Origin of the sequence: Lentzea sp. NPDC058450 (genome assembly GCF_042721395.1) — a bacterium.
Classification (GTDB): domain Bacteria; phylum Actinomycetota; class Actinomycetes; order Mycobacteriales; family Pseudonocardiaceae; genus Lentzea.
Genome location: NZ_JBHXLO010000004.1, coordinates 246,670 through 268,220, shown reverse-complemented (window position 1 = coordinate 268,220; position 21,551 = coordinate 246,670). Strand labels below are relative to the sequence as shown.

The 21,551-nt window shown below is 72.3% G+C and carries 19 protein-coding genes; 5 read left to right on the top strand and 14 right to left on the bottom strand.

What is annotated here, in order from left to right; translation table 11 throughout:
• Window positions 1-5: 5 nt before the first annotated feature.
• The 12 genes from ACFWNN_RS09335 to ACFWNN_RS09280 form a co-directional block, all read right to left on the bottom strand.
• Window positions 6-1,556, bottom strand: a complete 1,551-nt coding sequence (locus ACFWNN_RS09335; RefSeq protein ID WP_382439399.1) for a phage tail protein — start codon at window positions 1,554-1,556, stop codon at window positions 6-8.
• Window positions 1,553-3,670, bottom strand: coding sequence for a baseplate J/gp47 family protein (locus ACFWNN_RS09330; protein WP_382439398.1), 2,118 nt, complete (start codon window positions 3,668-3,670; stop codon window positions 1,553-1,555). The genes ACFWNN_RS09335 and ACFWNN_RS09330 overlap by 4 nt, the downstream gene beginning before the upstream one ends.
• Window positions 3,667-4,062: a GPW/gp25 family protein gene (locus tag ACFWNN_RS09325; RefSeq protein ID WP_382439397.1), complete on the bottom strand. Its 396-nt coding sequence runs from the start codon at window positions 4,060-4,062 to the stop codon at window positions 3,667-3,669. The genes ACFWNN_RS09330 and ACFWNN_RS09325 overlap by 4 nt, the downstream gene beginning before the upstream one ends.
• Window positions 4,059-4,415, bottom strand: coding sequence for a hypothetical protein (locus tag ACFWNN_RS09320; RefSeq protein ID WP_382439396.1), 357 nt, complete (start codon window positions 4,413-4,415; stop codon window positions 4,059-4,061). The genes ACFWNN_RS09325 and ACFWNN_RS09320 overlap by 4 nt, the downstream gene beginning before the upstream one ends.
• Window positions 4,412-5,911 (bottom strand): phage baseplate assembly protein V, encoded by a 1,500-nt coding sequence (locus tag ACFWNN_RS09315; protein ID WP_382439395.1) that lies wholly within the window; start codon window positions 5,909-5,911, stop codon window positions 4,412-4,414. Before ACFWNN_RS09315 ends, ACFWNN_RS09320 begins: the two co-directional genes overlap by 4 nt.
• Window positions 5,908-6,555 carry a LysM peptidoglycan-binding domain-containing protein gene (locus tag ACFWNN_RS09310; RefSeq protein WP_382439394.1) on the bottom strand — a complete coding sequence of 216 codons (648 nt, stop codon included), beginning with the start codon at window positions 6,553-6,555 and terminating at the stop codon, window positions 5,908-5,910. The genes ACFWNN_RS09315 and ACFWNN_RS09310 overlap by 4 nt, the downstream gene beginning before the upstream one ends.
• 2 nt (window positions 6,556-6,557) lie before the next feature.
• Entirely contained in the window at window positions 6,558-7,358 is an 801-nt protein-coding gene (locus tag ACFWNN_RS09305) for a DUF4157 domain-containing protein (RefSeq protein ID WP_382439393.1), read from the bottom strand.
• An 86-nt stretch (window positions 7,359-7,444) separates the two neighbouring features.
• A complete protein-coding gene (locus tag ACFWNN_RS09300) occupies window positions 7,445-7,885 on the bottom strand; it encodes a hypothetical protein (protein WP_382439392.1) in 441 nt (146 codons plus the stop codon).
• Window positions 7,886-7,889: 4 nt separating this feature from the next.
• Window positions 7,890-8,330 carry a phage tail protein gene (locus ACFWNN_RS09295; RefSeq protein ID WP_382439391.1) on the bottom strand — a complete coding sequence of 147 codons (441 nt, stop codon included), beginning with the start codon at window positions 8,328-8,330 and terminating at the stop codon, window positions 7,890-7,892.
• Between the two features lie 4 nt (window positions 8,331-8,334).
• Entirely contained in the window at window positions 8,335-10,212 is a 1,878-nt protein-coding gene (locus ACFWNN_RS09290) for a phage tail sheath family protein (RefSeq protein ID WP_382439390.1), read from the bottom strand.
• A gap of 52 nt (window positions 10,213-10,264) precedes the next feature.
• On the bottom strand, window positions 10,265-11,011 hold the full coding sequence (locus ACFWNN_RS09285; protein WP_382439389.1) for a BTAD domain-containing putative transcriptional regulator: 747 nt from the start codon (window positions 11,009-11,011) through the stop codon (window positions 10,265-10,267).
• Window positions 11,012-11,115: 104 nt separating this feature from the next.
• Window positions 11,116-11,703 (bottom strand): TetR/AcrR family transcriptional regulator, encoded by a 588-nt coding sequence (locus ACFWNN_RS09280; RefSeq protein ID WP_382439388.1) that lies wholly within the window; start codon window positions 11,701-11,703, stop codon window positions 11,116-11,118.
• An 89-nt stretch (window positions 11,704-11,792) separates the two neighbouring features.
• Here ACFWNN_RS09280 and ACFWNN_RS09275 point away from each other — a divergent pair, with 89 nt between their 5' ends.
• The 3 genes from ACFWNN_RS09275 (at window position 11,793) to ACFWNN_RS09265 (ending at window position 14,385) form a co-directional block, all read left to right on the top strand.
• Window positions 11,793-12,488, top strand: coding sequence for an SDR family NAD(P)-dependent oxidoreductase (locus tag ACFWNN_RS09275; protein WP_382439387.1), 696 nt, complete (start codon window positions 11,793-11,795; stop codon window positions 12,486-12,488).
• A 266-nt stretch (window positions 12,489-12,754) separates the two neighbouring features.
• Window positions 12,755-13,147 (top strand): YciI family protein, encoded by a 393-nt coding sequence (locus ACFWNN_RS09270; RefSeq protein WP_382439386.1) that lies wholly within the window; start codon window positions 12,755-12,757, stop codon window positions 13,145-13,147.
• Window positions 13,144-14,385: an RNA polymerase sigma factor gene (locus ACFWNN_RS09265; RefSeq protein WP_382439385.1), complete on the top strand. Its 1,242-nt coding sequence runs from the start codon at window positions 13,144-13,146 to the stop codon at window positions 14,383-14,385. The genes ACFWNN_RS09270 and ACFWNN_RS09265 overlap by 4 nt, the downstream gene beginning before the upstream one ends.
• A gap of 47 nt (window positions 14,386-14,432) precedes the next feature.
• Here the strand turns inward: ACFWNN_RS09265 and ACFWNN_RS09260 are convergent, their stop codons facing one another.
• Entirely contained in the window at window positions 14,433-16,352 is a 1,920-nt protein-coding gene (locus ACFWNN_RS09260) for a S8 family serine peptidase (protein WP_382439384.1), read from the bottom strand.
• Between the two features lie 148 nt (window positions 16,353-16,500).
• Here ACFWNN_RS09260 and ACFWNN_RS09255 point away from each other — a divergent pair, with 148 nt between their 5' ends.
• Complete coding sequence (locus ACFWNN_RS09255) at window positions 16,501-18,843, top strand: ATP-binding protein (RefSeq protein ID WP_382439383.1); 2,343 nt, start codon at window positions 16,501-16,503, stop codon at window positions 18,841-18,843.
• Here the strand turns inward: ACFWNN_RS09255 and ACFWNN_RS09250 are convergent.
• Window positions 18,840-20,873 (bottom strand): putative bifunctional diguanylate cyclase/phosphodiesterase, encoded by a 2,034-nt coding sequence (locus tag ACFWNN_RS09250; RefSeq protein ID WP_382439382.1) that lies wholly within the window; start codon window positions 20,871-20,873, stop codon window positions 18,840-18,842. The two genes, ACFWNN_RS09255 and ACFWNN_RS09250, sit on opposite strands and share 4 nt — an antisense overlap.
• Window positions 20,874-21,094: 221 nt before the next feature.
• Here ACFWNN_RS09250 and ACFWNN_RS09245 point away from each other — a divergent pair, with 221 nt between their 5' ends.
• Complete coding sequence (locus ACFWNN_RS09245; RefSeq protein WP_382439381.1) at window positions 21,095-21,544, top strand: hypothetical protein; 450 nt, start codon at window positions 21,095-21,097, stop codon at window positions 21,542-21,544.
• Window positions 21,545-21,551 lie beyond the last annotated feature (7 nt).

Here is a 21,551-nt window from a genome sequence, read left to right as displayed (position 1 = left end):
CCCTCTCAGGTTCCGACCGCGGACATCAGCCAGTACCAGGCCGCCGCCGGTCGCTGCCGGTCCACGATCTCCGCGATGGCCGCGTGCACGGCTCGCTGGTAGACGCTGTCGGTGTCGTCCGCGTCGAAGTGGACGGCGACGGCGAACTCGTGGCTCGCGGCCCGGAAGTTCCGCTTCACCGCCACCTCCGAGCCCATCGCCGGGTCGTTCGGGTCGCCGCGCTCGCCGACGTACAGGGTGCGGTCGCGCAGGGCCATGCCGGTCGGGAACACGAGCCGGCCGCGGGTGCCGACCTGCTCGACCGACGGCTGCGGTCCCGGCCGGACCCGGTGGACGACGGCCGGTTCGACGACGGTGCGCAGGAACGGTCCCGCGCCGGAGCGCCACGGTCGCAGGCCCGCGTCGGCCACCAGCAACGACCCGTCGCGGTCCTCGACCACCGCGACCGGCGCGACCAGGGGGTTGCGCGGCACGGCGGACAGCAGGCTCACCGCGGTCCACGCGGCCGGGTTGGCCCGGTTCACCTTCAGCAGGTCGCCCGGGGTCGCGGCGCCGTCCTGCTCCCGCGCGTCGGTGACGATCAGGTCGCCGGCCGCGGTCCTGACCATCCCCACCGGGGTCTGGGCGCCGGTCAACGGCCGGCGCCTCCCGGTGCCGGTGGTGAGGTCGACGTCGACGACGTCGGTCACGTCCAGGATCAGCAGGTGGCCCGCTTCGAACACCACGGCGCTGGGCAGGTTCAGCTCGATCCCCGCCGGCAGGGCGACCACGGTCTCGGCGAACGGGTCGGCGGCGGTGATCCGGACGATCCGGAACGCGCCCGCGCGCAGGTCGACGACGTACAGCACCCAGCCGACGCCGGAGGTGTCGAAGGCCAGCGCCACCGGCTGCTCCCACTTGCCCGCGCCGAGCGGCCGCGGCCGTGCCGGAGCGCCGGACAGGTCGGCGAACTCACCGGTCAGCGTCATCCGCCACACCCCGGCGGCCTGCACGCCGGGCGCTCCCGAGTCACCGACGACGAGCCGCCCGTCCGGGCTGATGCCCAGGCACGCGACGCTGGTGAGGCCCGGATACGGCTTCTCCGGCGGTGGCAGGACGCACGGTCCCTGCGTGACCAGGGCGTGGAAGTCGGCGGCCTCCCCGGCGCGCAGCCGGGCGAAGTGCACCTTGGTCACGCCGTCGACGGTGATCCGGTGCTTCGCGACGTCCGCGCCGCGCAGGTCGAGGTACCGGGCGAGGCCCTCGTGGCTCCCGCGTCGCCCGTAGATCGAGACGATGTCGCGGATCGCGCGCCGTTGCTGCCGTTCGTCCCACGTGGACTGGAACTCCAGGCCGACCACGCTCGCGAGCCACGGCAGGAGGTCCGCGCCGACCGACGAGGGGTCGAACAGGGAGGGCAGCAGGTCGATGGTCTCGGCCAGCCCCGGCGCGGCGTGCTCGACGTCGTCGGCGCGCCCGCTGAGGATCTTCTCGAACGCCTTGAGCAGGCCGTCGAGATCCGCGTTCCCGTGGTAGATCCGGGGCAGGTGGGCGAAGTACGAGCTCGGCGTGGTCACAGGTCCTGCTCCGCGAGCACGTCGTGGCCGCCGAAGCACACCAGCTCGTAGTCCGTCACCCGGACCAGGCTCGGCGAGTCCTTGGTCAGCTTGAACGGCCGGTGCTTGGCGTCGTCCCAGGCGAGCCCCGCCGGGTGGTACGGCGGCGGGGACTCCGCGGACAGCAGCAGCGCGCTGATGTACCCGATCCGGTCGTCAGGCTTGATCGCCCGGTAGAGGTCCGACGCGTACAGGTTCTGGCCGATCTCCCAGCCGTCTCCCGAGTCGCCGCCGCGGGTCGGGTGGAGGAAGGCGGTGATGCTCCTGCGGATCTCCTCCTCGACGAGGGCGACGGTGGTCTGCCCTCCGGACACCGCGCCGGGGAACACCTTGGCGCGCACCGAGACCTTGACCGGCAGGTAGCGCGGCCCGCTCACGCGCAACGCCGCCGTGACGTCCCTGGCCGCGTCGAGCGCCGAGATCACCTGGTGCACCTGCGCGACCGACGGATCTGGCCGTGCCACGCCCTCGTCGCCCCTGGGCACCACGAGCACGTGCACGTTGCCCGGCGCGCGCACCAGCCCGGCGTACGTCCACGGGCCTCGGGTCTTGTCGACGTACGGCGGCAGGCAGCGCACCTTCGCGATCTCCGGCAGGGCCTGCCGGGCGAGGAACTCGTAGTCCTCCGCGGTGATCGCCCGGTCCCGCGTGCGCAGCAACTGCGGTGCCCGCAGCTTGGCCTTCTCGACGGACTCCTCGTCCGCACCACCGGAACCGCCCACCGGGTTCGTGACGCCCGCGATGTCGGCGATGCCCTCGGCCGGCATCGTCACCGCTCCCGCCGCCACGTTGCCCGCCGCGCCGGAGGCGACGTACCGGTACCGCGCGGTGACGGCCGAGCCGCGCGGCGGTGCCGGACGCCCGGACGGGGTGCCGAAGGTGATCTCCGCGCTCGACGGGTCGAGGTGGAACGTGGCCGGGGCGGTCGTGTCCGGCTGCGCGAGCCGCCACGGCGTGCCGTCGATCGCGACCTCGACGTGGTGCAGCGGATCGGGGTTCGACCGGTCGAGGAACACCGGCCGGTTGCGCAACGGCAGCAGCTGGGCGGTGCCGGTGGCGACGCCGGCCACCTCCGGCGCGTCCCGCCCGGCTGTCAGCGCCGTGGAGGCGGGCACCGTGTTGGGCAGCACCCGCAGGACGGTCACGCGTTGTGCCGCCGTGGGGTGCTGCAGCACCAGCCCGATCCAGCGGCGCGCCGGGTCGTTCGCGGTCGCCCCGGCGGGCTTGCGGTTCCAGGCGAACGGGTTCTGCGCGGTCCAAACCGGGGCCGCGGGCAGCCGCAGCCGCACCCGGCCGGCGTGCGACGGCCCGACCAGGACCGGCGGGATCTCGACCGCGAGCCTCGGCCAGTCCTTCGGTTCCTTCTTCGGATCACCTGCAGGCGCGGTGTCGCTCGAGAACGTCCAGCTCGCGGTGGCGAGGTCGGCGGGGATCGGTTCGTCGACGCCCTGGACCCGGTACTCGACCTCCACGTACACGTCGAGCGTCTCCACCGGGAGCACGAAGTCCTTCGAGAACCCCAGCAGGATCATCGCGCGGTCCCTCGGCGGGGCCAGGTCGATCCGCGTCGGCGCCGGGTCGGGCGGCAGCATCGGCGCCGCGTCGACCGGAACTCCCTCCGCCCCGGCCGCCGTCTTCTCGACCAGGAACACCTTCTCGACCACGCCCGGCACGACCCGGCAGTCGGTCTCGGTCTGGAACACCACCGGTGGCTGCGACTCGGTGCCCCTCGTCTGCGCCCGCACGGCTTTCGGCACGAGCACCGACCGTCCGGCGATCGGCGTGAACGTCAGCAGCGTGCGCGCGGGCACGGCGGCGGCGCAGGTGACGCCGAGCAGGTTCAGGAACGCCACCTGGCTCTTGGCCGGCACCTGGTTGAGCCGGTAGATGAGCTGTTCGACCAGGTACGCGAACAGCTCGACCAGTGTCATCCCCGGATCGCTGGGCGCACGGGTCGTCAGCTGCGGCGCGTACTGCTCGATCAGCTTCGTGGCGTCCTCGACCAGGTCGTCGAACGTCCGGTCGTCGAGGTTCGGCGGGACGAGCCGGCCGCGGTCGGAACCGGGCGCGGTCATCGCGGTGCCCCGAGGCCGACGGTGACCACGGTGGACCGCTGCCCGGCGCTCTCCCGGGCCTGGTAGTGGACAGTGACGACGAGAGCGTCGCGGTCCAGGTCGTTCGCGACGTCCACGGCCCCCAGCTCGATGCGCGGCTCCCACCGGGTCAGCGCCGACTCGACGTAGAGGCGGGCGAGGTTCGCCGTCGCCGCGTTGTTGGGCGCGAACGCGAGACTCGCGAGGTCGCACCCGAAGTCGGGCCGCATCACGCGTTCGCCAGGGGTGGTCCCGAGGATGATCCGGATCGACTGGTCGAGGACGTCGGCGCCCGCGACCTCGGCCACCCCGCCGCGGTCGGTGATCGAGATCGGGAACGCGACACCGCGGCCGTGCGGGTCGACGGGCGTCATGCCACCACCCCCGCGCTGAGGAACGCCTGGTTCGGCACCGCGGCCAGGCCGGGCGCGGGCGGCACGCCGTCGGTCGTGCCGGCGAAGCCCTGCAGGGCGAGCACGGGCTTGCCCTCCACGGTCAGCCGCGCGGCGAGCCCACCGGCGACCGTCACGATCCGCGTGCACTTCTTGGTGGACGGCGGGTTGTCCACCGTCAGACAGCTGGTCGGCGGAATCGTCTTTCCCACCAGGCTGTCCAGGATCAGCACGCCAGCGCCCAGGACCGTGAGCCGCAGAGAGCCCACGACGGGAATCGGTGCCAGCAGGTGGCCGCAGCTGAGAGTGCTCGCGGCGGTGAGGACGGGGTTCACGACGTCCTCCCGCTCACGTCCATGGTGCCGATGACGCCGACGCGCACGTTGACGGCCTTGATCTCGATGTCCCCGGTGGGCGTGAAGGTCAGTGAGCTGCCCGTCTTGTGGGTGATCGAGATCTCGCCCGGGGTCGTGCCCGGTGGCGGCGGTTCCTGCACGCTGCGCAGGCTGCCCAGCACGATCGGGTTCGCGAACTGCCCGTGCTCGAACGCGACGACGACCTTGTCCCCCGGCTCCGGCAGGAACACCGTGCCGCTGAGCTTGCCCGCCAGCGGGGTCACGCACGGCGCCATCACGATGTCGGCGGCGTCGGAGAACCACGGGAACCGGATGCCGAGCTTGTGCGTGACGGGGTCGGCCATCAGCACCTCGGCGATCACCACGCCGGTGACGGGTTCCTCCGCGTCCGGGGGCGCCGACCCGCCGATCGCCTTGCGCACCAGCTGGAGCACGCTCGCCCCGGCGCGCTGGGTGACGTCGAACTCCGTGCGGTAGCCGCGGCCGTCGAGCGTGTGGGTCACCCGGCTCAGCCGGTACAGCCCGCTGAACCGCTTGCCGACGCCGCGCACGGACACGAAGGTGTTGGCGCGCAACTGAGGCAGCCCCACGCACGAGCCGTGTGCCTCGTACATGCCGTCGAGCAGCTGTTGCAGCAGGGACTTCGCCAGGGCGAACGCGTCGATCGGCGACTTGACCGGACGGCCGCGCACGACCCGGCGGCCGAGCGTGGTGAGGGCCTGCAAGGCGTTGCTGCCCAGGCGTTCCACGAGCGCGTCGAGGTCCAGCGCGGCCGTGCTCATGATGCCGACGATGCTCTGCGCCAGGTCCTCGTTGTAGCCGCGGACCACCTGGACGCCGGCGAGCTTCGCGTTGCCGACGCGCGGGGTGAAGCTGCTGAGGTTGCGGCCCCACTCCAGTTCCACGGCCTCCAGCTGCGGGCGCGGGTAGCGGAAGAACAGCTTGTCCCACCACACGTAGACGTCGAAGAAGTTGTCGGCCGCCCTGCGCTTGAGCAACGCCATGTCGGTGCCCGTCTGCGGCAGCGTGGTGTGGGTGAACGGCGACGGGTCCACGATCGGGATGAGGCCCGCCTCGACGGCGATCTGGGCGGCGACCGCGCTGTCGTTGACGAACCGGAACGCGGGCCGGTCGGGCACGTCGTGCCGCAGCCGCAACGACCGGTCGTAGCCGACGATCGTGATGGTCGGCGGGCCGGACTGCGGGAAGTCCGGTTCGATGGACGCGATCTCGCCCAGCATCATGGGTTCCGTGCCGGAGCCGTAGCCCAGGTGGATCTCCACGGTCTTGCCGAGATCGAACAGCGGCGAGTCGGTGAACCGGTTGCCGGCGTTGTCGAGCACGATCGTGAACATGTCGGCCAGCTCGACGTTGTTGTCGTAGCGCACGCTGATCAGGTGCCGCGCCACGTCGGCGGCGAGGGTGACGCCGCTGATCCGGATGTCGGCGCGCGGGGCGTAGGTGTCGATCTTCACGGCTGCCTCCCCGGCAGCACGAGCCGTTGTCCCGGCCGCAGCCCGAGCGGGTCGGTGATGTCGTTGGCGTCGGCGATCTCCCGCCAGCGGCGCGGGTCCCCGAGGTGCCGGGCGGCCAGCTTGGCGAGGGTGTCCCCCTCGGCGATCACGTGCACCCGCGCGTCCAGGAGGTTGTTCACGGTCGGGGCGCCGACGAAGAAGCCCTGCCGGACGTTCAGGTCGACGCGCACGAACTCGGTGAAGCGCACGGAGATCCGGGCGCGCACCGGGGTGCCGTCCGGCAGGAACATGGCGAACCGCTGGTCGGCCTCGGACAGCACGCAGGTGAGCCCGAAGCTGCCCATGACGAACACCAGCACCGGCGGCGCGTGCGTGCCCGGCAGCGGCGCGAGCAGGGCGACGATCCGCTGGGTGTGCCGCCGGACGTCGGTCGCCGCCTCGTAGGTGTCGAGGAAGAGGTCCATGCTGAGCACCCGCGCCTGGCCGCGGACGTACTGCACGGGTGAGGCGCCGAGGCCGGGGATCGGGATCTCCGCGAACTCGTTGCGCTGCTCGACCCGGTACTCCTCCGGGTTGTACATCACCGCGAGCCGCTCGCCCGAGTCGGTGTTGACGATGGTCGCCTTGGCCAGCTGCGCCGCCATGCTCAGCCACCTCGCTCGACGTCGGAACGGATGCGGCGCACCAGGTCCCGGTAGATCGTCTCGGACAGCTCGGCGACGTCCGGGGCCGCCGCCGGTGTCGTCTCGGGCTCGATCGTCCGGCCGGTGGCGGCCGTCATCGGCGTCGCGGCGGTGTGCGGCGAGACGGCGAGGCTCGCCGGTTCGCGTCCTGGAACCGTTGTGCGGTCGGCAGAAGCGGGAACGGCGTGGAGCCGGGCGCCTTCCAGTGCCGCTCGTTCGTGCCGGTGCGCCTGGTGTTCCTCTGCCGCCCGGCCCGCCGTGGTGGCGCGGTCCCAGGAGGCCGCCGTGGAGTTCTGCCGCACGTGCCAGGCCTCGTGGACCAGCAGCGCGAACCCCTCCGGCTCCGCCGGCGCGAACCTGCCGTCGCGGAAGAGGATCTCGTCGCCGGTCGTCACCGCGTCGGCGTCGTGGGCCCAGGCGACGGCGTCCGCGGCGGGGCCGGTGCGCACCCGCACCGGAGGCAGGTCCGGGCCGACGACCGCGCGCAGCCGCCGGGTGACGTCGCCGGGGAGGTCGTGCCGGGTGCCCGGCTCTTCCTGGTGGGCCGGCCACTCCGGCTCGGTGAGGGTGAGCGGCTCGACCTCGTCGGGCACCGCCACCTCGACCCGTTCGCGACCGATCCGCGCGGACCTCGCGAGCTCCGCCGCGCGGGCGGTCGCGGTCAGGGCGGCCTCGTGCCACGCCGGTGCCGCGGTGCGCCGCCGGGTCAGCGCCCGCACCTGCTCGGCCAGCTGCTCGCCGAGTGTCCGATGTGGATCTGGCACGGCCGGTCCCTCCTACGCGTCGTGCTGGGGTGTCACCGCTCGTGCCGCGGCGAGCCAGCGCCGTCGTTCGGCGTGGTCGAGCTCCATCAGTTCGGTGTGGGTCCAGTGGACGAGATGTCCCAGCTGGGCGACCTCGTGGTAGACCCGGTCCACGGGGTAGCCGTCGATTCCCCCGGCGGGGGCGCCTCCGCGGTGAACTCGCGGTCGCAGTGCGGGCAGGTGACGCCGAACTCGCGCGAGGACAGGCCGTTGACGCGGTTGTAGAGCTCCTGCAGGTAGGTGAGGTCCTGGGAGAACAGGCCCTCGATCGTGGCGGGGTTGACCTCGGTGACCGTGCCGATCCGCAGGACCACCCGCGACAGCAGGATGACGATCAGGTAGGTCGGCAGGGCGCGCACCCTGGGGTCCTTCATCGGCAGGATCTCGTCGGCCGCCGTCGCGAGGCGCATCACCCCGGTGCGGTGCAGCGTGCCCTCGGCGTCCAGGTAGCCCACCGGCAGCTCGAAGTCGTGTTCGGTCGTCAGCACCGGCTCATGCCCTCGTGATGCCCTCGTGCGCGAGCACGAGGGTCTCGACGGCGATCTCGTTGCCGGTGGCCTGGAAGGACGCGCCCTCCCACTTGGTCGGCCAGGCCGCGACGAAGTTCCACCGCACCACCTCGCGGCGGTTGGCGAGGTCGTAGACGACGATCGAGCCGTTCTTGCGCGCGACCGTCCCGTTGATCACCTGCTGCCGCCAGTTCCACAGCTCGGTGGAGTCGGTGAGGCCCCACTTCAGGGTCAGGTTGCCGTAGCTCGTCCTGCCGGGCAGCTTGCGGACGGTGACGTTGTCGCCGCCCTCCCTGGTCTCGATCACCTCGGTGGTGGCCTCCATCCCGCTGCACTCGCGGAAGCTCGCCTGCGCGATGCCGTCCAGCTCCACGAGGAAGTTGAAGCTGACGTACGGGTCGACGCGTGCGCCGGTCTGCGCCATGGGTTCATCCCTCCTGGACCTGGCCGCCGCCGGCCGACATGCCGATGCGGACGACCACGAACTCGGCCGGGCGCACCGGGGCGGTGCCGATGTCCAGCACCACCTGCCCGAGCTCGCGCAGGCCCGGCGGGTTGTTCTCGTCGTCGATCTTCACGTAGAACGCCTCGCCGGCCGTCGCGCCGAACAGCGCGCCACTGGCCCACACCCTGGTGAGGAACTCGGTGGCGGTGCGTTCGAGCTTCTTGCGCAGCGACAGGTCGTTCGGCTGGAACACCGCCCAGCGCAGGCCCTCCTGCAGGGACTCCTCGACGAACATGAGGAGCCTGCGCACGTTGACGTACCGCCAGACCACGTCGTCGGAGGTGGTGCGCGCACCCCACACCAACGGCCGTCCGCCGCCGAAGACCCGCAACACGTTGACACCGTTGGCGTTCAGGTCGCCCTGGTCGACGTCGTCGAACGCGGCCGCCACCCCGACCGCGCCGCTGATCGGCTCGTTGGCGGGGGCCTTGTGCACGCCGTGCTCGGCGTCGCTGCGGGCGTAGACGCCGGCCAGGTGACCGGACGGCGGCACCTGGATCGTGCCCGGCCCGCCCGGATCGGGCACGGTGAGCCACGGGTAGTAGAGGGCGGCGTAGCGCGAGCGGACGGTGAGCCGGTGGGCGAGGACTCCGGCGGCCTGCTGGTCGGCTCTGGGCGGGTCGACGATCGCGAAGCGGTCCTTCATCCGTTCGCAGTGGGCGATGACGTCGGCCTGGACGCCCGCGTCCGGTCCCACGGCGTCGGGCACGCACACCAGGCTGATGTCGTCCACCGTCGCGAGGAGGTCCAGTGCCGCCACGTACCTCGCGCGGTCCACTGTGGACGGGTTGTCGGCGGTGCCGCCCGCGAGGGGTTTGGTCGCCACGGCGGCCGGGCGGTTCTTCGGCGGCGGCGTGGTGTTGGGGACCGCCGCGACCGTCACCGCCGGAGAGTCGACCACCTTGGCGAAGTGACGGCTGTGCCTGGGATCCAGGGCGAGCTTGTCGTAGGACTGCGTGCCGTCCGGGTGGGTGACGGTGAGCAGGAACTCGGCCGACGCGATCGTCGCCTGGGGCTGACCTGCCGCGAGCGAGTAGGCGTTCGCGAGGCCGGGCGTGACCGTGACGAGGCCGGCGACCACGGAGTCGACGACGACGCTCTCCTTGGTGGCGCCCTTGGTGATCTGCAGGACGGTGCCGCGTTCGACGCCGGTCGCGGCGGTGAGCCGGAACGTCGTCTGCCCCTGCACCAGATCAGCGGTGCGCACCGATCCGGTCGCGGGGGCGTCCGGGGGCAACGCCGAGTCGAGGAACAGCCTGCCGTCCCTGACCCTGGCGACGACCGCCCGCCTGCCCTCGTAGTCGACGGTGTCGCCCGCGGCGAAGTTGCGGGCGTCGTCGGGTGTCGTCAGGGTGATGACCGTGCCCGCGCCGGACGCCGGTTTCGCCGCCACGGCCAGGAACTTGGCGCCGGACACGATCTCGGCGGCGGCGGTCGTGACGGTGATCAGCTGGCCGCCCGGGCCCTCCTGCCTCGCCGTCACCCTCAGCACGGCCTTGCCCGTCTCGTCGAGCAGGTCGAGCGACGAACTCGTCGCCGTGCCGACGCGGACGACGTAGGCCGTGGTGCCGCCGTTCTCGAAGAAGCCGCGCACGGCGTGGGCGAGGTACCGGGCGTTGAGGTACTCCCCGAACGTCTCGGTGAAGCGGGTCCAGCTGGTCACCTTCTCCGGGCTGCCGACCGGCCCCTTGACCGCCGGCCCGACGAACGCCGCCGTGCTGGTGCCCACCCCGGGAATCGGCCCGACCGCGGGCCGTTCCTCGACGTACACACCGGGAGCCCGGCCCTGGTAGTCGACCATCGAACGCCTCCGCTCCGTCCGCCTCGTTCGGCAGACCGTCGCAGAGGCGGTGTCACCCGGCTGTCACCGGCGCATCACCGCGCGGCGGAGTCCGTCCGATCAACGCCGCCATCAACGGCGACGGAGCGGCACCGAGCTCGCTGCGGATCAACGACCGATAGGCGTCGTACGTGCGGAAGGCAGCGACCAGGTTGCCCTCCGCCATGTGCGCCTGGATCAACGCGCGCTGGGCGCTCTCCCGCAACGGATCCGCGCCGACCGCCACCAGCGCGGCCTCCACCGCCTCGGCGAACCGGCCCGCCGCCGCCAGGTGCCTGCTGAGGTCCTCGAGGGCGTGCAGCACTCGTTGCCGCAGCCGTTCCCGTTCGTGCACCGCCCAGTCGTCGTACCACCCCGGCAACAGGTCGAGCGCCTCGTCGCACCACGGCATCAACGCGAGGTCGCTCGCCCGCACCTCCCCCGCGATGAGCCGCCGGGCCCAGTCCCCGGCGATGTGGGCGTCGACCGCCACGTCCGGCCGCAACCCGACCGAACAGCTGTCGGCGTCCACCAGCTCGACCCCGGCCCCGCGCATCCGCCACAACGCGGACCGCAGGTTGCCCGCGGCCCGGCGATCGGACACGGCGGGCCACAGCACCCCGGCGACCGCGGTCCGGTCGATCCGCAACCGCCGCATGGCGACCAGCGCGATCAGCCGCTTGCAGCCCTCCGGCAGATCGGTGCGGTCGCCCCCGACCGTGACGAACGGCCCGCCGAACAGGTGGAGGTAGGGCCTGTCGGTCTCCGCGAGTGCTGACATGACCCTCCCCTCGCACGGTCCGTTGTCAGTGAAGACATCGCTCCGTGCGAACCGGAGGTACAGACGCCACGAGCGAATCACCCGGATGGCCCCTACCGGGACTTCTAATGCGTCAGGTCCCGGACGGCGGCGAGCAGGGCCGCCGCGAGCACCGCGGTGGGCACCTCCGACCTGGCCGCCCCGGTCAGCGCGCGGTAGAACACCGGCCCGGTGAGGATCGCCGCGGCCTCGGCGAACGGCACGGCGGGCGCGATGTCACCCCGGTCGACCGCCCGCGTGAGAACGCCGTGCACGGGCTTCTCGAACAACGCCGCCGAACCGAGCAGCCGCGCCACCTCCGCGTCGTGCTGCGCCTCGCCCACCAGCACCCGGTACGCGAGGCCGGCGTCCGAGGTGGTCAGGAACCTCTCGGCGCCGTCCAGGTACGCGACGACGTCCTCGATCGTCGTCGCCCGCGGGGTGTCGCTCAGCTCCTTGGCCGCGTCCGTGATGGCGGCCTCGAACAGGACCTCGGCCTTGGTCGACCACCACCGGTAGATCGTCTGCCGGCCGACGCCGGCGCGTTCGGCGATGCCCTTCATCGTCAGCGCGGCGTACCCGACCTCGACCAGCAGGTCGTCGACCGCGTGCAGCACGGCCTGGCGGGACTGCTCGCTGCGCGGCCTCCCGGTGCGGGGTCGCGACTCGTTCATGAGGACACCTTACTGGACACGGTGTCTCGAAACACCTACTGTTCCGAGACACGAAGTATCGAAACTGTCGCTCGAAGGAGAACCCGCACGTGTTCGACACCACGGACAGGACCGCACTCGTCGTCGGCGCCTCCCGCACCCTCGGTCTCGCCATCACCGCCGAACTGCTGCGCCGCGGCTGGCACGTGATCAGCACCGTCCGCGGCGGTCACCGCACCGGCCTGCACGACCTCGCGGAGACCTCTGACCGGCTCGAGATCGAGTCGGTGGACATCACCGCCCCGGACCAGGTCGACGCCCTGCGCGCACGACTCGAGGGCCGCACGCTCGACCTGCTCTTCGTCAACGCGGGCATCGCCCACGCCAACGTCCCGGTCACCGAGGTGAGCACGGAGTCGTTCACCGAGGTGATGATCACCAACGCGCTGAGCCCCGTCCGCGTGGTCGAGCGCCTGCGCCCGCTCGTCGCCGAGAACGGCACGATCGGCGTCATGTCCTCCAGGCAGGGCAGCCTCACCCTCAACACCAACGGCGGCCACGAGGTCTACCGCGCCAGCAAGTCCGCGCTGAACCAGCTCATGCGCAGCTACGCGGCCCGCCACGCGGACGACCGGCGCGCCGTGCTGCTCATCAACCCCGGCTGGGTGCGGACCGAACTGGGCGGCCCCGGCGCGGTGCTGACCGTCGAGCAGAGCGCGCCCGGCGTGGTCGACGTGCTCGAACGCCACCACGGCGAGCCCGGCCTGCGGTTCCTGGACCACGAGGACAACGCGCTCCCCTGGTGAGCGCTCCCTTGCGAGGGAGCACCCATCGGAGGCCCCAGCCGTCCGTGCCGCGTCAAGGCGTCCGTTCTGCTCGAGCCTGATGGAACACCTGCCATGGCGAACAACGGCCTAAATTCGGTCAACACTGAAGAGATAGTGAGAATCTCAACACAAGCGTGCAGAAAATTCCCCCTGACGGGATGTAGACGGGACCCGCGCGGCTCCGACGTCTCCCGCGAGGATGGGGCCGACCGGCCGCGTCCACGCCGAACACCCAGGAGCCGACGGTGAAGTACGTGATCATGATCCACTCCAACCCGCAGCCGTGGGGGCACCCGACCTCGGACTACCTGCCCGACTACCAGGACCTGCCGGAGGAGCAGCGGGCGCGGATGAACGCCGAGTTCGAGACGATGCTCGGGGAGCTGCAGCGCAACGGCGAACTGCTCGGGGGCGAGGCGCTGGGGGCACCCGAGTCGTCGCGGCTCTACCGCTGGAGCGACGGCAAGCCGCTGGTCACCGACGGTCCATACGCGGAGGCCAAGGAGCACCTGGCCGGGTTCTTCCTCATCGACGTGGACAGCCAGGAGCGCGCGGAGGAGATCGCGGAACGGTTCTCCGGCCCCGGTGAGACCGTCGAACTGCGGCCCGCCATGTGGCCTGGCGGTTCCGACCAGTGAGCGCCGGGGTGGTGGAGGACGTGTGGCGGCGCGAGTCGGCACACGTCCTCGCCGCTCTGCTGCACCGGTACGGCGACCTGGGCGACTGCGAGGACGCGGCGCAGGAGGCGGCGGAGGCGGCGGCACGGCAGTGGGAACGCGACGGCGTGCCCGACAGCCCGCGCGGCTGGCTCATCCGGGTCGCGTCCCGGCGGCTGATCGACCGGGTGCGGGCCGACGGGGCGCGGGCGGGACGGGAGAACGCCGTCAACGCCGCGCTTCCCGTCGACGCCCACCTCTCCCCCGCGGCCGACCAGGCGCCTCACGACGACGGCGACGACACCCTGCGGTTGTCGCTGCTGTGCTGCCATCCGAGCCTGACCCGCTCCTCGCAGGTCGCACTGACGCTGCACGCCGTCGGCGGGCTGAGCACCGCGCAGATCGCCGCCGCCTACCTGGTGCCGGAGCGCACGATGACGCAACGCCTCACCAGGGCGCGGTCCACGTTGCGCGCCGCGGGCGCGGTGTTCGAACTGCCGGACCAGGCCGACCTGCCGGCCCGCATCGCCGCCGTGCTCGACGTCTGCCACCTCATGTTCACCGAGGGGCACACCAGGTCCACCGGCGCCGGGCTGGTCGACGCCCCGCTGGCCGACGAGGCCGTCCGCCTCACCCGGCAGCTGCACGCGGCCGTCCCCGACCACGACGAGGTGGCCGGCGCGCTGGCGTTGATGCTGCTGACCCACGCCCGCGCGGCGGCCAGGGCCGAGGACGGCGACCTGGTGCCGCTGGCCGAGCAGGACCGCTCCCGGTGGGACCGCGAGTTGATCTCGGAGGGCGTGCGGATCCTGGAACGGGTGCTGCCGCGCGGCCACGTCGGCAGGTTCCAGCTGCAGGCCGCGATCGCCGCCGTCCACGCGGAGGCCGAGAGCCCGGAGGCAACCGACTGGCGACAGATCACCCTGCTCTACGCCATGCTCGCGCGGGTGGCGCCGAGCCCCGCCGTGACGCTCAACCAGGCCGTCGCACTCGGCATGGCGTTCGGTCCGGAACACGGCCTGGCGCTAATCGGTCCGTTGCTCGACGATCCCGCGATGCGACGGCATCACCGCACGCACGCCGTACGCGCGCACCTGCTGGAGATGACGGGCGACCTGCCCGGCGCGCTCGACAGCTATCGCCAAGCGGCCCGGCTCACCGCGAGCCAGCCCGAGCAGCGCTACCTCAACACCCGGATCCGCCGCCTCGACTGCGGCTGACGCGCGGAAAGGGGCCGCCTTCACGAGGAAGGCGGCCCCGGACAGCGTCAGGAAGCGAGGGGGATGTCCCCCGGCACGCCCCACGCGACGCTGAACTGGTTGCGCACGAACCACGTCCCGGTGGACGGGCGCCACACCGCGAGGTCGCCGACCCCGTCGCCGTTGTAGTCGCCCGGCACCGGGATGTCGCCCTGCTGACCCCACTGCGTCGAACTGACGCCCCGGACGTGCCACGTCCCGGTCGACGGACGCCACACGGTCAGGTCGAACCCGCCGTCGCCGTCGTAGTCCGCGACCACGGGGACGTCACCGCTCTGTCCCCATTGGACGGACACGACCGTGCCGAACGCCGCGACGTAGTGCCAGGTTCCGGTGGACGGACGCCACACGGCGGGCTGCACCGCACCGTCGCCGTCACCGTCGAACGGCACCGGGACGTCGCCCTGCTGACCCCACTGGCGGGTGAACTGGTTGCGCACGAACCACGTTCCGGTGGACGGGCGCCACACCGCAACGTCGGTGATCTCGTCGCCGTTGTAGTCGCCCGGCACCGGGATGTCGCCCTGCTGGCCCCACGCCACGGTGAACTGGCCGTTCACGAACCACTGGCCCGTGGACGGACGCCAGACCGCCGCGTCGGACACGCCGTCGCCGTTGTAGTCACCGGGCACCGGGACGTCGCCCTGCTGGCCCCACGCGGTCGTGCTGATGTTGCGCACGAACCACTGCCCGGTCGACGGGCGCCACACCGTGGTGTCGGTGCGCTGGTCGTCGTTGTAGTCGCCGTCCGGCCCGCCGAAGGTGTAGCGGGAGTTGAGCAACAGGTTCGGCGAGCCCGTTCCCGGGTTCACCACGACGTCCTTCGTGGACTCGACGAACGCCATCTCGAACCAGACCGTGGTCGGGGACGCGTTGGCGTTGCGCTGCAGGTAGAGCGCGGCCACGCCGGCGGCGTGCGGTGAGGCCATCGACGTGCCGCTGAGCGACCTGGTGGCGGTGTCGCTCGTGTTCGACGCCGAGGTGATGTCGTCGCCGGGGGCGAAGACGTCCACGCAGCTGCCGAAGTTGCTGCCGCCGCTGGTCCAGTTCGTCGGCCGCACGTCGTTGCGGTCGGTGGCGCCGACCGTGATCGCGTTCGGCGTGCGGGCCGGTGAGCTCTGGCACGCGTCGACGTTCGAGTTGCCCGCGGCGACCGCGTACGTGACACCCGAGGCGATCGACGCCTCGACCGCCGCGTCCAGCGCCGCACTCGCGGCGCCGCCGAGGCTCATGTTCGCCACGGCCGGGCGCACCGCGTTCTGGGTGACCCAGTTGACGCCGCTGATGACACCGGACGTGCTGCCCGAGCCGAAGCAGTTGAGGACCTTGACCGCCACCAGCCGCACCTGCTTCGCGACGCCGTGGGTGGCGCCGCCGATGGTGCCCGCCACGTGCGTGCCGTGGCCGTTGCAGTCGGTGTTGTTGTTGTCCCCGGTGGTGTTCGTGCCCCAGCTCGCGCGCCCGCCGAAGTCCGTGTGCGTCGTGCGGATGCCGGTGTCGATCACGTACGCCCGCACGTTGCGGGCACCGGAACCGGCCGAGACGTACTTGCCGTCCGAACGGCCGGTGATCTGGTCGAGCCGGTCGAGGCCCCACAACGCCGACGGCGTCGGCTGGCTGGTGTCCGCGGTGATCTCCGCGTCCTGCTCGACGTAGGCGACGCGCGGGTCCGCCGCGATCCGCCTGGCCGTGGTTTCATCGGCTGCCAAAGCAAAACCGTGGAGCGCGTGCCGCCAGGTCTCCCGCACCTCACCGCCACCGTTCTTGGTGACGACGTCGGCCGCGTCCGCGTCGTCCTTGAGCACCACGACGTATCGGCCGGCGATGGTCTTCGCCCCCGCACCGACGCGGATCTCCCCCTGTGCCGCCGTCGCGGGCGTCGCCAGCCCCGCGAACGCGACCGCCGCCACCGCGACAGTCAGCAGCACCCGTCTTGATGAGTACGACAATTCCGTCCTCCCAACGAAATCTCGCGGACATGTCCCCCGACGTCCGGAAACAACGGTCGCTGAGCGGAAGGGGCGGAAGCGAGGAAAACCGCCGGAGTTTCCGGTGAACTTCCGCTACGGTCGCCCGATGTCCGCGTTCGCCGAGCTGCTGCGCCGTCATCGGGCGGCCGCCGGGCTGAGCCAGGTGGAGCTCGCTCGGCTCAGCGGGATCAGCGACCGCGCGTTGCGGGATCTGGAGCAGGGCAAGAGGGTTCCCCGTGCGCAGTCGGCGCGGCTGATGGCCACGGCGCTGAAGCTCACCGGCGACGACCTGACCGCGTTCCTCGCCTCGGCCCGTTCCTCCGCCACGCCCGCCCCGTCGGCGCCGGTCAGCACGGACGGGCTCGTGGGGCGTGCCGACGAGCTGCGGTCGTTGCTGGACCTGGTGCTGGGGGCCAGGCACCGGATCGTCTCGATCACCGGCCCGGCGGGCGCCGGCAAGTCGCGGCTCGCCGCCGAACTCGCCGCGGTGCTGGGCGGACGCACCGATCTGGAGGTCCGCACGCTCGACCTGTCCGCCGTCACCGACGTGGCACTGGTAGGTGACCTCGTGGCCGACGCGCTGGGCTGCGGCCCGTCACGGCTGGCGCCGCCGGACCGGGTGGCGGCGCACCTGCGGGATCGGCGGGTGGTGCTGGTCGCCGACCGGTTCGAGCAGCTCGTGGACGCCGCGCCGGACCTAGCCGCGCTCCCTCGCCGATGCCCCGGCCTGACCGTCGTCGTCACGAGCCAGCGGCCGCTGCGGGTGCGCGACGAACGCGTGCTCGCCCTGGCCGGGCTGCCTCGGGAAGCGGCGGCGGCGTTGTTCGTGCGCAGGGCCGGGCTGGAGGCCGACGACGACGCGGTCCGCACGATCTGCCAGAAGGTCGACCACCTGCCGCTGGCGATCGAACTGGCGGCGGGCTGGGTGCGGCTGATGAGCCCGGCGGACCTGGCCGTCCGGCTGGAGAACCGGTTGCGCTACCTCACCGACGGGCCCCGCGACCTGCCCGCGCGGCACCGTTCGCTGCGCGCGGCCGTGGAGGCCACGCTGGACCTGGTGACCACCGAGGCGCGCGGCACGTTCCGGTTCCTGGGCGGTTTCCACGGCGGCGTCCGGCTGGACGACCTGGAAACGCTGCTGGGACAACCGTTGCCGCACCTGACCGAGCTGGTCGACATCAACCTGGTCCGGCTCGTCCCGGACGGTGACACGTCGCGCTACACGCTGCCGGACACCGTCGCCGAACTTGCCGCCGAGCAGCTCGACTCCCCCGGCGCCCGTGCCCGGATCGCCGCGCACTACCTCGACCGGCTGCGCGCCGGAGCGACGTTCGGTCCCCTGGAGGCGGCCAACGTCCGGGCCGCGGTGCGCTGGGCGGCGGCCGAGGACCCCGCCCTGCTCGACGCGGACGCGGCGATGGCGCTGACCCGGTTCTACGAGGCCACCGGACGGCTCGGCGAGGGCGCGGAGCTGCTCAGCCAGGTGGGCACGGGCGGGATCCCGCCGTTGCTGATCAGGTCGGGGCAGCTGGCGGCGTTGCGCGGCGACATCGACGCGGCCGGCGAGTCGGCTGAGCGCGCGCTGGCCGTGGCCGCGGAGGACGACCACGGCACCCGGACCGCCGGGCTGAGCCTGCTCGGCATGGTCGCGGTGGAACGGGGCGATCCCGTCGCCGCCATGGGGCACCTGCGCAGGGCGCTCGCCGCCGCCCGCCGCTCCGGCGACGACGCGATGCTCGGCCGCGTGCTGAACAACTTCTCGTCGGTCTCCTCCGAGAGCGGCCGCCCGCACGACGCGTTCCGCCAGCTGGAGGCGGCGCTCGCGGCGAAGCGAAGAGCCGGGGCCGGGCCGTTCGAGCTGGGCCGCACGCTGTTCAACCTCGCCTTCCTGGCACTGGATCTCGGCGACACCATCGCGGCCGTCGACCGCGCGGCGCAGGCCCTGCCGTTGCTCACCGAGGGCGGCCACACCCTGCTGGCGGCGTTCGCGGAGGTCACCGCCGCGCTGGCGCTGGCCGAGACCGACCCCGCCGCGGCGGCGGCCCACCTGAGAAACGCCGACCGCCTGGTCGCGGACACCGTGGTGGACAACGGGAACGACCGCGTCGAGGCCACCGTCCACCTGCGCGCCAGCGTGGTCCGGCACGTGCTCGGCGACGCGGCGGCGTGGCGGGAGCTGGCGGACGCGATCCGGATCTCGCTGGGCCACACGACCCGCGACCGCGACTCGGTGGCGGAGGCCCTGACCCTGCACGCCCGCCACCTCTGCGCTCGCGACCCCGAGTCGGCCGCGGTGCTGCTCGGCACGGCGGATCGCCTGCGGCGCAAGAAGATCACGCCGTACGTGGAGGCCGCGCGGGAACACGTGCTGGCCGTCGTCCAGACTGGCGCCGCACTGGACGACGCGGCGCTCATCGCGTTCGCCGACGACCTCGCCGCGCGGTCCTAGCGGGGCCGGTCGAACACCTGCGCGTCCCAGGTGGCCGCGTCGGCGGGGCGGCCGAACAGGTAGCCCTGCGCGTACGAACACCCGGCCTCGCGCAGCCAGTCCGCCTGCTCCGGCGTCTCGATGCCCTCGGCGACCGTCTGCGCGCCCAGCACGTCGGCGAGGGCGATGATGCAGCGGATCACCCCCTCGGTGCGGCCGTTGCGGCCGAGCGCGCGCGTGAACGAGCTGTCGATCTTCACCACGTCGAACGGGTAGCGCTGCAGGTAGCTCAGCGACGAGTAGCCGGTGCCGAAGTCGTCCAGCGCCACCCGGATGCCCGCCTCGCGGACGGCCACCAGGGTCCGCATCGCGGTCTCGTCCGCCCACACGCTCTCGGTCACCTCGACGGTGAGCCGCGCCGGCGCCAGGCCGGTCGTGGCGACGACCCGGTCGAGCCGGGACAGGAACCCCGGCGTCGAGAGCTCGCGGGTGGACACGTTCACCGTCACGCCGAGCGCCCGGCCCTCGGTCTGCCAGCGGACGGCCTGGGCGCACGCCATCTCGAGCACCTTCTCGCCCAGCGGCACGATGAGGCCGGTCTCCTCGGCGAGCCCGATGAACGCGTCGGGGCTCTGCAGTCCCCGGCCCGGCCGCTGCCAGCGGACCAGCGCCTCCGCACTCGTGATCGCGTTCGTCGCGAGGTCGATGATCGGCTGGTAGTGCACGACGAGCTGGCCGTCCTCGATCGCGGTGCGCAGGTCGGCCCGGTCCCGCTGACGGGCCAGCGCCTGCTCGCCCATCTCCGGGTGGAACAGGCGGATCCGGTTGCCGCCCTCGCGCTTCGCGACGTACATCGCGGTGTCCGCGTCCCGCAGCAGGTCGGCCGTGCCGGCGTCCGGGTCCGCCACCGCCGCGCCGATGCTCGCCCCGAACTGCTCGGGGGCGGAGTTCAGCTCCGTCAGCACGGACTTCGCGAGGCCCACGACGTCCTCGACGTCGCAGCCCGGTGCGAGCACGGCGAACTCGTCGCCGCCGAGCCGACCGGCGACGGTCTCCGGCGGCAGCGCCGAGACCATGCGGGCCGCCACGGCCTTCAGGTAGTGGTCGCCCGCCTCGTGCCCGTCGGCGTCGTTGACGTCCTTGAACCTGTCGAGGTCCACGATCAGCAACCCGACGCTCGGGTGGCGGTCCATCGCGTCCCGCACGAGGTGCAGGAAGTGCGCGCGGCTGGCCAGGCCGGTCAGCTCGTCGCGTTCCGCCCGGTCGCGCAGGGCGTCCTCCCAGAGCCGGCGGCCGCTCACGTCCACGGCCGCGACCACGGTGTGGTCGGGTCCCGCGGGCCGTTCCACCGGGCCGGTGTGCAGGGCGAGCACCATGCCTCCGCTGTCCACCTCGACCGGGCCGTCCGCACATCCGTCGCGGCACCGCGTGATCGGGACGCCGTGCGCGCAGGACACCGCGTCCGGCTCGGCGGAGTCGACCCAGCCGAACATCTCGCGGGCGCGGACGTTGTGCAGCTGGGGCGTGCCGTGTTCGTCGAGCAGGGCGAGACCGACCGGGGTCGCCTGGAGGAACGCCGCCACGGTCCGGCGCGCGGCCTGCTGGGCCCGCACCGCGCGCACCGTCTCGTGCAACGCGAACGTCCCGATCACCAGGCCGAGCAACGGCATCACGGCGGGCATCAGCACGTCCGGATCGATCCGGACCTGGCGCGACACCGACACGAGCAGCCCCGCCAGGTACCCGGCCAGGCTGACGAGCGACTTCACGGGGTACCGCCGCGGGCCGCCCTGCACCGCGCGCCGGGTCGTCACGCCGAAGAGGAACGCGAGCACGGGCTGGACGTCGGGCAGCACCAGCGCCGCGCCGGCCGTCACGAGTCCCTCGGCGACCGCCGCCGTCCACCCGTTCTGACGCGGCCGCACCCACCACGACCCCACCAGGACCAGGATCAACGCCGCCAGCGGAAAGCGCACCGGACCGGTGCCGACGAACAGGAGATTGCCCGCCAGAGCGGCGGCGCCCAGCACGGCGAAAGCATTGGTGAGCAATCGAACCGTCCACAGAGGATCACGGATCGCGCGGCTCACCGACTCGTCCACCAGCACCATTTCCCTCTGCGAAAAAATGCACTATCTGAGGAAAGAAGTAACAGTGCAACCGCCGATCGGGTACCGGCGGCCGCTCAAGGTTTTGCGCAAGGTTTTGAGCATGGTCCCCCACGCAGGCTTTGACAGCACAAGCAAAACCTCGATCCCGAGGGGGGACGAACGTGAAGATTTTTTCATCTGTCGCTGCCGTGCTGTTCGCGGCCACGACGACACTCGCGCTGGCGGGAATTGCGAACGCCGCGGACGAGAAGCCGCTGCCCGTCACCACGGGTGCCGCGGACACCGACCAGTCCGGTTTCGGCATCTTGGCGTGTACTGGCCACGGCCACTCCAACAAGGACTCGCGGACCGGCCGGCTCTTCGACGGCAGCAACGTCAACATCCGCCGCGGGCCGCACACCGCGTGCACGTCCGACGGGCAGGGCCAGCTCACCCACAACGTCGACTACCACTGCTACGCCATCGGTGACTCGGTGACCAGGAACGGCGTCACGTACACCACGTGGACGTACCTGCGGGACACCACGACCGGCGTGCAGGGCTGGGTCAGCGACTCCCTGCTGGACCTCAACCCGAGCGGCGCGACCAGGGGCAGCCTGGAACCGTGCTGACCCGGTG

Excerpts from the sequence above, each read along its gene's own strand:
- ACFWNN_RS09290 (WP_382439390.1), bottom strand. The coding sequence starts at position 10,212 with ATGGTCGACTACCAGGGCCGGGCTCCCGGTGTGTACGTCGAGGAACGG.
- ACFWNN_RS09295 (WP_382439391.1), bottom strand. The coding sequence starts at position 8,330 with ATGGCGCAGACCGGCGCACGCGTCGACCCGTACGTCAGCTTCAACTTC.
- ACFWNN_RS09280 (WP_382439388.1), bottom strand. The coding sequence starts at position 11,703 with ATGAACGAGTCGCGACCCCGCACCGGGAGGCCGCGCAGCGAGCAGTCC.
- ACFWNN_RS09310 (WP_382439394.1), bottom strand. The coding sequence starts at position 6,555 with ATGGCGGCGCAGCTGGCCAAGGCGACCATCGTCAACACCGACTCGGGC.
- ACFWNN_RS09325 (WP_382439397.1), bottom strand. The coding sequence starts at position 4,062 with ATGACGCCCGTCGACCCGCACGGCCGCGGTGTCGCGTTCCCGATCTCG.
- ACFWNN_RS09330 (WP_382439398.1), bottom strand. The coding sequence starts at position 3,670 with ATGACCGCGCCCGGTTCCGACCGCGGCCGGCTCGTCCCGCCGAACCTC.
- ACFWNN_RS09255 (WP_382439383.1), top strand. The coding sequence starts at position 16,501 with ATGTCCGCGTTCGCCGAGCTGCTGCGCCGTCATCGGGCGGCCGCCGGG.
- ACFWNN_RS09285 (WP_382439389.1), bottom strand. The coding sequence starts at position 11,011 with ATGTCAGCACTCGCGGAGACCGACAGGCCCTACCTCCACCTGTTCGGC.